Origin of the sequence: Parvimonas sp. KA00067 (assembly GCF_001553085.1) — a bacterium.
Classification (GTDB): domain Bacteria; phylum Bacillota; class Clostridia; order Tissierellales; family Peptoniphilaceae; genus Parvimonas; species Parvimonas parva.
The window spans coordinates 1-12,350 of record NZ_KQ960153.1; the positions used below are offsets into that span (position 1 = coordinate 1).

The window sequence follows — 12,350 nt, forward strand, 5'->3', positions numbered from 1 at the left end:
AATTTTAATGAAAATTTTTTATAAAAAGTGCTAACAAACAAATTAAAAAGCGGTATAATATATTTAGTAAATAAATTGTTGTTAAATTCTTAAAAGCATTAAAAATACATATTTTTTGAGTTTACATTATATAAATTTTATAGTATAATATCTTATATTAAATTTTATATTATGGGGAGTTTTATAAATATGAGTTTAGATTTAAAAATTAGATATTTACCGCACACTTTAAATACAAGATATTATGCTTGTAAGACATATAGAAATTGTGGTGATGTTTCATATGTTTGTCGAAAATATAAAATTTCAGTTTCATCATTGATGCGTTGGAATAAAAGATTTGATGGCTCTATTGAATCCCTTAAGGATAAATCTCATAAACCTTTATCTAAACATCCTAATTCTCATACTGAAAAAGAAATTAAACATATAAAAGATTATCTTAGAAGAAATCCCAATATGTCAATTATTGAATTATATGTTAAATTAAAAACAAAAAAAGGATATAAACGACATATTAACTCGTTATATAGGGTTGTAAAAAAGCTAGGTTTAAGGGTTTCTACTTATAACACAAAAAAAGAAAAAGAGAAATATATACCTAAAAAATATGATACACCAAGTATGTTAGGAATTAAATGGCAACTAGATGTAAAGTATGTGCCTAAAACTTGTTATGTTGGAGAAATTCCTGAAAAGTTTTATCAATACACAATGATTGACGAAGCTACTAGAGAAAGGTTTATTTATGCTTTTAAAGAAAAATCTAGTTTTTCAACAATTCAATTCGTAAAAATGGCTATTAGGTATTTTGGATATAAACCAAAAATTATTCAAACAGACAATGGTTCAGAATTTACACATTTTAGAAAGACAGATAAAATACACCCTCTTGATAGACTTTGTTTTTATTATAATATAGAGCATCAACTTATTCGTCCTAGAACACCTCGACACAACGGAAAGGTTGAACGAAGCCACAGAAATGATAATCAAAGATTTTATAAGGATTTAAAATTTTATTCTTATGAAGATTTGATTTATCAAATGAAGAAGTATTTATATAGGTCAAATAGAATACCAATGAAACCGTTGGGTTTTCTTACACCTATTGAAAAAAGAAAGCAATTAATTTTGCAAATTGCAACTTAAAATATAATAATTTATTATTTACAATTCGTTTTAATTTTTTTAAGATATATTATTTGTATATCTGTATCTATTTTAAATCACATTAAAGTATTTAGAAAATTATTTTTCTTATAAATCTAGATACTGTCTATAATTTGAGTTGAAATTATCAATTCAACAAAAAATCTTATATTCTATTTTTCACATCTATTGTTGACCTACATTATTCACTCCTTTTTATATGGTTTTTAATTTATTTTTATTGTAAAATATGTTAAAATAAATATGAGTTTACGATTCTTGTGTAAAAGAATATTTATTTCATCATATTTACCTTTTTAAATTTATCAAAATGGAAATATGTTCAAATAATAATGAACGATTATTGTGATTTTAAGATGTTGTCTTATAAATTCATTGGGAGTGTTTTATGAAAAAAAATATTAAGTTTGCAATTATTCTAACGTCAATTATAGAAATTTTTGGTTTAGGAATAATTTTTTATCAGTCAAGTGTTGAGGCCGGAAGAATACAAAAAGAAAGAGATAAATATTATATTGTTGTTGATGTTAATAAAAAAGATGTATTAAAAATTGAAAAAAAATATTTATCTTCTCAAGAATTAAATAAAATAAAAATTATTAAAGCTGGAAATGAAAAAAAATACATAATTGAAGATAAAAAGTTAATGGACGATATTATTTCAAAAGTTGAGTTTGGTAAATTTGTTTCTAATCCAAGTCTTAATATGGGTACGGAGGATTTGAATATTGCTTTTGAGAGCAATAACAATAATGTTAGTATTTCACTGTCTGCTGAGGATAGAACTGCGATTTTGAAATATAATGAATCTGCATTTTTAGTTACTGTTACCGAAGATTTTTATAGTTTTATATATGATTTATTTTCAAAGATTAGTTAGGTTTGGAGATAGTTATGAATATAAAAGAATTAATTGAAAAATATGGAGATACAAATGAAAATTGGTTGATTTTAGAATTTTTGCTTAAAAAAAGTTTGATAGAATTAAAACTTGATTTACAATTTTGTATTGATGATATATATGATAGTTTTTTAGATATAATTGAAAAAAGAAAAGTGCATTATCCATTGCAATATATTTTTGGAAATTGGGAATTTTATGGACTTGAATTATTTGTTGATGAATCTGCTTTAATTCCAAGATTTGAAACAGAAATTTTAGTTGATGAAATTTTGAATTTGGACTGTAAAAAGGATAAAATTTTGGATATTGGCTGTGGAACGGGTGCTATAAGTCTTTCTTTGGCGAGTAATTTAGAAAATTCCACTATTTACGGAATAGATATAAGTGAAAAAGCTGTAAATCTATCAAATAAAAATAAAGAGAAATTGCATTTGAAAAATGTAAATTTTTTTGAAAGTGATATTTTTTCAAATGTTAAAGAAAAAGATTTTGACATTATAGTTTCAAATCCTCCATACATTGATGAGGCTGAGATGAAAACTTTAGAAAGAGAATTGTCTTTTGAGCCTCAAAATGCTTTATATGGTGGTAAAGACGGATTATTTTTTTACAGAGAAATAATTGGAAATTCTTTAGAATATTTATCTGAAATGGGTGTTTTGGCTTTTGAAATCGGATATAATCAAATGGAAGTTATTTCTGAAATGTTGATTGAAAAAGGATTTAAGATTTTAGTTGCTAAAAAAGATTTTGCAGGTTTCGATAGAATTTTGATAGCTAAGAGAGGATAAAATGGTTTTAATTAGTTTATTTTTGGTTTTCTTTTTTATAGGAGCATATAACTTTGGTGGTGGATATGCTATGATTCCACTAATTATATCTCTTGTTGTAGATAAATATGGTTGGATTGAAATGCCTGATTTTATAAATTTTGTTACAATTTCACAAATAACTCCCGGACCCATAGCGATAAACCTTGCAACTTTTGTTGGTTATAATGTTGGTAATGGTGTTTTAGGTTCATTGATTACAACTTTTGCAGTTGTTCTTCCAAGTTTTATTTTGATAACTTTAATTGTATTTTTTATGAAAAAGTTTAAAGATAATATACATATAAAAAACTTTTTTATAGGCATAAGACCTGTTGTAATCGGTCTTATAGCATCAAGTTGTATTTCAGTTATAGATGCAGATTTTTATACTGTATATTCAATTATAACTTTTGGAATTATTTTTTATTTATCTACCTTTAAAAAATTGCACCCAATAATAGCGATATTTTTGACCGGATTTATTGGAATGTGGTTAGTTTAGGAGTTTATTATGTTGTTTAAATTATTTAAAATATTTTTATATTTAAGCACCCTCACAGTTGGTGGTGGAGCTGCTATGATTCCGGTTATAAATAAAGAAGTTGTTGAAAAACATAAATTTTTAACAGAGGAAGAGTTTTTAGACGCATTAGGTATAGCACAAAGTGTTCCCGGGGTTTTGGGCTGTAATATAAGTGTTATAGTCGGATATAAGATTAGAGGCTTTGCAGGAGCGTTGCTTTGTCTATTCTGTTCAATATTGCCAGCGTTTTTGTCTATTATTATAATTTCAGTTTTTTTTAAAAGCATGAGTGCGAATTACTATGTTAGCAAATTTTTTGTTGCGGTAAAACCGGCTTTAGTTGGAGTTTTGGCATCGGCAGTTTTTATACTTGGAAGAAAAACAAAGTTAAAAGGAAGTCATTATATAATTAGTGCAATAGTTGTGCTTTTGGTTAGTTATTTTAAAGTGAGTCCATTTATCATTATATTTTTAGGTGGATTCGGTTATGTATTTTATTGTAAGTTTTTAGTGGATAGACATTAAAAAATATGGTAAAATAATATTGTATTTGGAGGGAAAATTATGATTGATGATAGATATGAAGAAGAACAAGAAATTAATATAAAGAAAAAAGACGAAAAAAATTATTTTAAGATTTTTTTAGATTATGCGAAAGTTATAATTTTAGCACTTTTAATAAGTTTTGGAATTAAAACCTTTGTTGTTACAAGTACAATTGTAGATGGTAGAAGTATGAATCCAACCGTAAATCATGGAGATAGACTTATGGTTAATAAGCTATTTTTTATGAAAAAAAATATAACTCGTGGGGATATTATTGATTTTTATGTTCCAAGTGCAAAAAAATATTATCTAAAGAGGGTTATAGGAGTTGAAGGAGATACTGTTGAGATAATTAAAGATAGAGTTTATTTGAACGGAGAAATGTTGGAAGAAAATTATGTAAGCACGAATGTTACGACTCCACATAATGAAAATACAAAATGGGTTGTTCCTAAAGGGCATGTTTTTGTTTTGGGAGATAACAGGTCAAATAGTAGAGATGGTAGAGATTTGGGAACTATACCGAGAAGTGATATTGTAGGTAAAATTGTACTTAGATATTATCCGTTTAATAATTTTGGGGGGCTAAAATAATTTATGAAAATAGAGCAGAGTAATATTAGAAATTTTTCGATAATTGCACATATAGATCATGGGAAATCTACACTTGCAGATAGATTGATAGAAAAAACTGGAATGATGACTAAAAGAGAAATGGAAGAACAGGTTTTAGATAGCATGGACCTTGAAAGAGAAAGAGGAATTACCATAAAGCTAAAAGCTGTAAAACTTTTCTACAAGGCTAAAGACGGTGAAACATATATGTTAAATCTTATAGATACTCCAGGACATGTTGACTTTACCTATGAAGTTTCAAGAAGTCTTGCCGCTTGTGAAGGGGCGATTTTGGTTGTCGATGCTACACAAGGTGTTGAGGCACAAACTTTAGGGAATGTTTATTTAGCTTTGGAACAAGACTTAGAGATTTTACCTGTTATAAATAAAATAGATTTACCGTCAGCCAGAATTGACGAAGTAAAGGAAGAAATCGAAGAAATTACAGGCTTTGATACTGACGGAATTCCTCTAGTTTCAGCAAAAGAGGGTCTTAATATAGAGGACGTTTTAGAAGATATTGTAAATAATGTTCCTGCACCAACCGGAGATGAAAATGCGCCTCTCAAAGCACTTATTTTTGACTCATATTATGATTCATATAAGGGCGTTGTTTCGTATGTTCGTGTGGTTGAGGGAACTTTAAAAGAGGGAATGACAATCTATATGATGGCAACAAAAGGTAAATTTGAAGTTACTGAAGTTGGTTATACTGCGTCCGGAAATGTTCAAACGGGAGAGCTTAAAGCCGGAGATGTTGGTTATGTAGTTGCGAGTATAAAAAATGTAAAAGATGCAAGGGTTGGGGATACAATCACTGACTTTGAAAATATGACTGAAAGTGCATTACCTGGATATAAAAAAGTTGTTCCTATGGTTTACTGTGGAATTTATCCGGCAGAGGGAGAAGATTTTAACAGTGTAAGAGAGGCATTAGAGAAATTACAAGTAAATGATGCGTCATTATCTTTTGAACCTGAAAGTTCAGTTGCTTTAGGTTTTGGTTTTAGATGTGGTTTCTTAGGACTTTTACACATGGAGATTATTCAAGAAAGACTTGATAGAGAATTTGATTTGAATATCATCACTACTGCTCCGTCTGTAATTTATAAAGTTGCTAAAAAAACTGGAGAGATTTTAGAAATTCAAAATCCAAGTAATTTACCAAAAGAAACAGAAATAGAATATATGGAAGAGCCAATAGTTGAGGCTAATATTATGACTCCAAAAGATTATGTTGGAACTATTATGGACTTGTGTCAAAATAAGAGAGGAATTTTTGAAAATATGGAATACCTTGACCAACATAGAGTTAGTCTTAGATATATTTTGCCATTGAATGAAGTTATTTATGACTTTTTTGATGCTTTAAAATCAAAGACAAAGGGATATGCATCACTTGACTATGAATTGAAAGGTTATCAACGTTCAGACCTTGCGAAGTTGGATATCTTAATCAATGGAGATTTGGTAGATGCCTTTTCAATAATTGTTCATCGTGAAAAATCTTATGATAGGGCAAGAAATATCGTTGAAAGATTAAAAGATGAAATTCCAAGACACCAATTTGCAGTACCTATCCAAGCGTCAATAGGTTCAAAGGTAATCGCAAGAGAAACTGTAAGAGCATTGAGAAAAGACGTTCTTGCAAAATGTTATGGTGGAGATATTTCAAGAAAGAGAAAATTGCTTGAAAAACAAAAAGAAGGTAAAAAGAAAATGCAACAAATCGGTAGCGTAGAAGTACCACAACAAGCATTTTTAGCAGTATTAAAATATGACGAAAAATAATATATTATTTTAAATTACAAGCCTATTATTAAATAGGCTTTTTGTTTAATGGGAGAAAAATGAAAAGATTAGGACTATACATTCACATTCCTTTTTGTGATAAAATTTGCAATTATTGTGATTTTACTGCATTTCAAGGAGCAAATTCTAAAATTTTAGAATATGTGAATGCTTTAAAAAAAGAAATTCAGTTAAAAGGAAATAAAAATTTTTTTATTGATTCAATTTTTATCGGAGGAGGAACTCCAAGTTTTATTGATGGAAAATATATTTTTGAAATTTTAGAAGAAGTTAGAGAGAATTTTACAGTTTTAGAAGATATTGAAATTTCGATTGAAACAAATCCAAAGACCTTTGATGAAAAAAAATTGGAATTTTATAAAAAAGCCGGGATAAATAGATTATCCATAGGAGTACAGAGCTTTAACGATAAAATTTTAAAAGAGCTTGGAAGAAATCACAATTCAAAAGAAGTTTTTGAAAGTATTGAATTGGTTAGAAAATTTGATTTTGATATAAATTTAGACTTAATTTTCGGTTATCAAAAGCAAAGTGTAGAAGATATTTTATATGATTTGGAAATGGTAAAAAAGATTAATCCTGAGCATATTTCTTACTATTCTTTGATTATCGAAGAAAAAACTAAATTTAAAGCATTGCAAAATGCAGGGAAATTAAACTTTTTAGATGAAGATATTGAAAGAAAAATGTATCATTTAATAGTTGAAAATTTAGAAAAAATTGGACTTAAACAATATGAAGTTTCAAATTTTTCTAAAGAGCAAAAAGAGTCTGTTCACAATAAAAAATATTGGAATTGTAAAGAATATTTGGGAATGGGAGTATCTTCACATTCATACTTTGAAGATGTGCGATTTTCAAATACTGTAAATCTTTCGAAATATATAAAAGAATTGGAAAATGGAAATATTCCAATAGATTTTTCGGAAAATTTGGATATGGCTACAAAGAAATTTGAATATATTATAATGAATATGCGTTTGAAAGAGGGTTTTTTGATTTCTGATTATAATAAACTTTTTAATGTAAGTTTTTTAGAAGATAATAAAAAAGTTGTTGAAAATGCAATAAAAAACGATGTTGTAGAAATAAAAGAAGATAGAATTTACTTTACAAAAAAAGGCTTTGATATAATGGATAGTTTTTTTGTTGATATTTGTTAGGAGGAATTATGAAAGCTGTACTTTTTGATATGGACGGGGTTTTAATTGATTCGGAAATGTTTTATATGGAAGGAACATTTGACTGGATTACTAAAAGAGGCTTTAAAGGAAAACTTGAAGATACTTACAAATTAATTGGGACAGATATGAAAGGCACTTACAGTTTGCTTTATGAAATGCTTGACGGAAGATTGACTATTGAAGAAATTGATGAAGAAAATAAAAAATATTTTTCAGAAAATCCGATTAATTATAAAAAAATTTTAAATCCTTTTGTAAAAGAAATTTTAAGTTTTTTAAAAGAAAATAAAATCAAAACTGCACTTTGCTCATCAAGTCCTAAAAGAACGATAGAAAAAGCATTAAAAGAATGTGAAATCTTTGATTACTTTGATTTCATCATAAGTGGCGATGAAGTAAAAGAAAGTAAACCAAACCCTGACATTTACCTAAAGGCTTGTGAAGTTTTAGAAGTTTCTCAAAGTGATTGTTTTGTTATTGAAGATTCAACAATGGGAATACAATCAGGAAAAAATGCAAATATAAAAGTCATTGCAATAAAAGATAAACGCTTTGGACAAAATCAAACAAAAGCAGATTATGTTTTTGATAATTTAGGAGAAGTTTTAGAGTTTTTGAGAGGAGAAATTTAATAATTTTATTAAAATAAAGTTGGAATAGTCTAGCTTTATTTTTTTATTTCAAAATATGGTATAATATTAGTATATTAGATATAAAAACAAGAAAGGAGTGTATTATGGAAGAAAATTTTTTTAAAATTAGAAATAATATAAAAAATATTGAAGATATAATTTATAAATTAGGAGTAAATATAGTTTATATTTTTTTAGCATTTTATTCATTAATTATTTTTGTTTTTGAAGAGTCTATTATCAATTTTATTTCGATTATTATTATAATTATAGTTTTGTTTTTTGTGTTTTTAAGTGCTGAATCCTGTGAAAAAATAAGTAGAATAGTAGGTGCCTATATACCATTGATTTTGAGCATTTTAATTATGTATATTGATATATATAGATTTTATAAAAAATATAAATTTTCTAACATAGTAGAATATTCTTTAAAAGAATTTTTTATGATATCGATTATTCTCATACTTTTAGTTTTACCAACATATTTGTTAAATAGATATAAGATATTGAAAATAGTTAGTTTATATCGTTCTGAAATTTCATTTGGTTCTCTATTTGGAAATATCTTTAGGCTTGTGTTATTTATAAGTATTTTTATTTCGATATATATTGAAGAAGATATTAGATTGATTTATTATTTAGTAGTCTTAGTTACTATGATTAGTGTTACTGAATTTATAATTTATTTAGAACTATATTTAAAGATACAAAATTTAAAGAAGCCTTTTAAAAAATGGAATAAAATTGACTACTTGGGATTATATTATGAAATAAAACAAATTAAGGGATTTAATTATGGATGTAGTATTTTTGAAAATCATAGCATGTTAAAAAAAATTGAAAAAAAGATTTTGAAAAAATTTAAAACAAAAGATGATTTATCTAGAGAAATATACTTAGTTTCTAAAAAGGAATATATTTTTAATAAATATCAATTAATTCCTCCTATTCTATCTTTTTTTACACCATTTTTAAAATCTGTTAATTTTGAAAAAATTTCTTATATTTTAAAAAATACAATGTCTTCTAATATAAGTAATGATAATACTATTAATAATAATATAGAATTATTTTTTATTTTTATATTAATCTTTATGTTTTTTGTTTTATTGTTTTCAATCTATATTGATAATAGAAATTATCTAAAATTATTAAATAGATTATTTGATGATTATGAATCTTTATTTAAAAAACATAATATAAAGAGGATTTGTATATCAAATAATCTAGACGAAGAAGATAAAAAATATTTAGAAGTTGTTTTTATTGAATATCATAAAACTTTAATAAATATTGAAAATTTTAAAAAATTATTGAATTTTTTGGAATCTAATGGAATACAGGTGATTTTTTATTGTAAAGAAGATAATGTATTAAAAAATATCATGAAAAATAATTTAAAAAATAAAATAGAAGAAATTGACTTTAACAATTCAGATTATATTTTTATAGAAAAAAATGATGTACAAAATTATGACGAAAAAGAAGATTTTATTTTTAGATTAAGTGATGAATTATGTATTTCTAAAGATGAATATTTTGCAGTATTGAAAAAAGAAAATGAAAAAGTTGAAATTGATATGAATTTGATAGAAGATGAAAATATAAAAAAATACGAAAAATCTTTTAATGATATCGATAAATTTATTGAGTTTTTAAAATTTAAAATGGAGTAATATTTAAAATAAAGTTAGTTTGTTCTAACTTTATTTTTTGTTTTATTTTCTTGTATTTTGTGGGATATTAGAGTATAATTATAGTAGTATATTTTATTTTAAAGATGGAGATTTGTGTATATGAATAATGTTATTTATTTTGATAATTCTGCGACTACAAGTTTAAATGAAGAAGTTTTTAATTCTATGAAAGAATTTTTGCTTTTAAATTATTCTAATCCTTCTTCTGTTTATGAATTTTCACAAAAGTCTAGGGTTGCGATTGAAAAGTCAAGAGAAAATATTGCCAGTTACATAAATGCTAATAAAAATGAATTATTTTTTACATCAGGAGGTACTGAATCTGATAATTGGGCTCTTGTCGGTGCAACTTTATTTAAAGGTAAAAAGAGTGGACATATAGTTACGACAGCTTTTGAACATTCAGCTGTCTTGGAAAGTGCAAAATTTTTAGAAAAAATGGGCTTTGAAGTTACTTATATTAGTCCTAATGAATTGGGTTTTATATATGTAAATGATGTTGTTGATGCTATAAGAGATGATACGATTTTAGTTTCTGTAATGTATATAAATAATGAAGTTGGAACTATTCAAGATATAAAAGAAATTTGTAGAATGGTTAAAGAAAAAAATCCTAATATTTTATTTCATACTGATGCAGTTCAGGCTTTATCTGAAATTGAAATTGATGTAAAGGATTTGAATGTAGATTTGCTTTCTATTTCAGGCCATAAGATTCATGCACCAAAAGGAATTGGAGCTTTGTATATAAAGTCGGGAATAGATATAGAGAATTTTATTTTTGGAGGTTCTCAAGAACGCTCAAGACGTGCAGGAACGGAAAATGTTGCTGGTATTGTAGGATTTTCAAAAGCGATAGATATTTTAAGAAAAAATAGGGGAGTTAATGTTTCTAAGCGATTGGAGCTAAGAGACTATTTTTTGAAAAAAGTTAAAGAAAATTTTGATTTTGCAAAAATAAATGGTTCACTTGAAAATAGACATTCCGGTAATGTAAATATTTCTTTTGTGGGTATGGATAAAGAAATGTTAATTATGAGTATGGATTTTAATGGGATTTGTATTTCCAGTGGTTCAGCTTGTAGTAGTGGTTCTGTTGGAAACTCACATGTTTTAGATTCTATGAAATTACTTGATTCATTAAAGGAGAGTGCAGTTAGAGTTAGTTTTGGAGAAAGTAACACATTCGAAGAGATAGATATTTTTATTTCATCTTTGAAGGAATTGTTTAATTAAGGGGTGAATATGTTAGATTTTAATTTGATTTTAAATATAACTATAAAGTTTTTAGTGGCTGTTTTATTAGTTTTTGGTATTTATGTATTCATTAAATTTTCTAATAAAAAATTAGATGAAGATAGTAAAATAAGTTTTAATAAATTAAAAATGTTAAGAATAATATTATACATATTTGCTTTGCTTGGTATGATATTTTTGTTTAAAAGATATTCAATTTTAAGGATAACTTCTATTACTTTTTTAGCATCTGTTGTTATTGCTTATATTTTGAATCCTTTTGTAAAAGTTTTTGAAAGAAAAAATATAAAAAGAGTTTATTCAATAGTAATTGTTTATATAATAATTGCTACATGCATTTTTGTGTTGGCAATTGGAATTTTTCCAAGTACATTTAAACAATTTAAAAACTTGTTTACGTCCTTACCGGCTTTGGTAAAGAATTTTGTTGAATATAGTGATAGTATTAAAAATAGTTTGTTTACAGATAATTCTGTTATAAATAACTGGATAAGTGGATTAAATGGACAACTTTTAAAAGTTGTAAATGTGTTGGTTTCCAATTCAATTAATTGGATTACAGGATTTGTTGCAGGAATTTCAAGCTTAATAGCTATTGTAATTCAACTTATTTTGATTCCGGTAATAACATTCTATTTATTATTAGAAAAAGATAAAATTTTAGATGCGATAGGAAAAAGAGTTCCGGATAAATATGAGCATTTTTTAGTTAAACTTTGGAAAGAAATAGATGAATCTTTATCTATGTTCGTTAGAGGTAGAATTATAATGGCAATATTTGTTGGCGTTGTTACTATGATTTACTTAATGGTTTTTGGAATAGAGTTTTCGTTTGTAATTGGAATTATAACTTGTATAGCTGATATTATTCCATATATTGGACCGTTTTTAGGTTTCGTTCCGGCAGTATTACTCGCTTTGTTTAAAGGGCCTTTTACAGCTCTTTGGGTTGCTATTTTGTTCTGCTTGGTTCAATGGGTTGAAAATAATATTTTGGGACCTAAGATACTTGGAGATAGTACAGGTATGCACCCGTTGATAGTTTTGATATTATTAATTTTAGGTGGTGGAATGTTTGGAGTTTTAGGTATGATTTTCTCTGTTCCAATAGCTGCCGTTGTAAAGATAATTTACAAACATACAAAACTATACATTAAAAAATATTTGTATAAAGATAAATTTGAAAATTAAGAGG

12 protein-coding genes are annotated in these 12,350 nt (G+C 26.0%); all 12 read left to right on the plus strand.

The genetic code is table 11. The features are described from left to right. Window positions 1-189 precede the first annotated feature (189 nt). The 12 genes from HMPREF3181_RS07270 (at window position 190) to HMPREF3181_RS07325 (ending at window position 12,346) form a co-directional block, all read left to right on the plus strand. The gene (locus tag HMPREF3181_RS07270; protein ID WP_068475178.1) at window positions 190-1,152 is read left to right on the plus strand and encodes a DDE-type integrase/transposase/recombinase; all 963 of its coding nucleotides are present in this window, start codon (window positions 190-192) and stop codon (window positions 1,150-1,152) included. Window positions 1,153-1,561: 409 nt separating this feature from the next. Continuing rightward, window positions 1,562-2,053: a hypothetical protein gene (locus tag HMPREF3181_RS07275; protein ID WP_068475181.1), complete on the plus strand. Its 492-nt coding sequence runs from the start codon at window positions 1,562-1,564 to the stop codon at window positions 2,051-2,053. Window positions 2,054-2,067: 14 nt separating this feature from the next. Continuing rightward, window positions 2,068-2,868 (plus strand): peptide chain release factor N(5)-glutamine methyltransferase, encoded by an 801-nt coding sequence (prmC, locus tag HMPREF3181_RS07280; protein WP_068475184.1) that lies wholly within the window; start codon window positions 2,068-2,070, stop codon window positions 2,866-2,868. 1 nt (window position 2,869) lies between these two features. Further along, entirely contained in the window at window positions 2,870-3,391 is a 522-nt protein-coding gene (locus HMPREF3181_RS07285; protein WP_068475187.1) for a chromate transporter, read from the plus strand. Window positions 3,392-3,400: 9 nt separating this feature from the next. Then, a complete protein-coding gene (locus HMPREF3181_RS07290) occupies window positions 3,401-3,937 on the plus strand; it encodes a chromate transporter (RefSeq protein ID WP_068475189.1) in 537 nt (178 codons plus the stop codon). A gap of 39 nt (window positions 3,938-3,976) precedes the next feature. After that, window positions 3,977-4,552, plus strand: a complete 576-nt coding sequence (gene lepB / locus HMPREF3181_RS07295; protein ID WP_068475191.1) for a signal peptidase I — start codon at window positions 3,977-3,979, stop codon at window positions 4,550-4,552. A 3-nt stretch (window positions 4,553-4,555) separates the two neighbouring features. Beyond that, complete coding sequence (gene lepA / locus HMPREF3181_RS07300) at window positions 4,556-6,364, plus strand: translation elongation factor 4 (protein WP_068475195.1); 1,809 nt, start codon at window positions 4,556-4,558, stop codon at window positions 6,362-6,364. A 59-nt stretch (window positions 6,365-6,423) separates the two neighbouring features. Beyond that, window positions 6,424-7,548 carry a radical SAM family heme chaperone HemW gene (hemW, locus tag HMPREF3181_RS07625; RefSeq protein WP_082713939.1) on the plus strand — a complete coding sequence of 375 codons (1,125 nt, stop codon included), beginning with the start codon at window positions 6,424-6,426 and terminating at the stop codon, window positions 7,546-7,548. A gap of 8 nt (window positions 7,549-7,556) precedes the next feature. Next, window positions 7,557-8,201, plus strand: coding sequence for an HAD family hydrolase (locus HMPREF3181_RS07310; protein ID WP_068475198.1), 645 nt, complete (start codon window positions 7,557-7,559; stop codon window positions 8,199-8,201). Window positions 8,202-8,305: 104 nt separating this feature from the next. Beyond that, a complete protein-coding gene (locus HMPREF3181_RS07315; protein ID WP_068475200.1) occupies window positions 8,306-9,877 on the plus strand; it encodes a hypothetical protein in 1,572 nt (523 codons plus the stop codon). Window positions 9,878-9,997: 120 nt separating this feature from the next. Further along, window positions 9,998-11,134 (plus strand): cysteine desulfurase family protein, encoded by a 1,137-nt coding sequence (locus tag HMPREF3181_RS07320; RefSeq protein ID WP_068475203.1) that lies wholly within the window; start codon window positions 9,998-10,000, stop codon window positions 11,132-11,134. A gap of 9 nt (window positions 11,135-11,143) precedes the next feature. Next, window positions 11,144-12,346 (plus strand): AI-2E family transporter, encoded by a 1,203-nt coding sequence (locus HMPREF3181_RS07325; protein ID WP_068475206.1) that lies wholly within the window; start codon window positions 11,144-11,146, stop codon window positions 12,344-12,346. The last annotated feature ends 4 nt before the right edge of the window (window positions 12,347-12,350 follow it).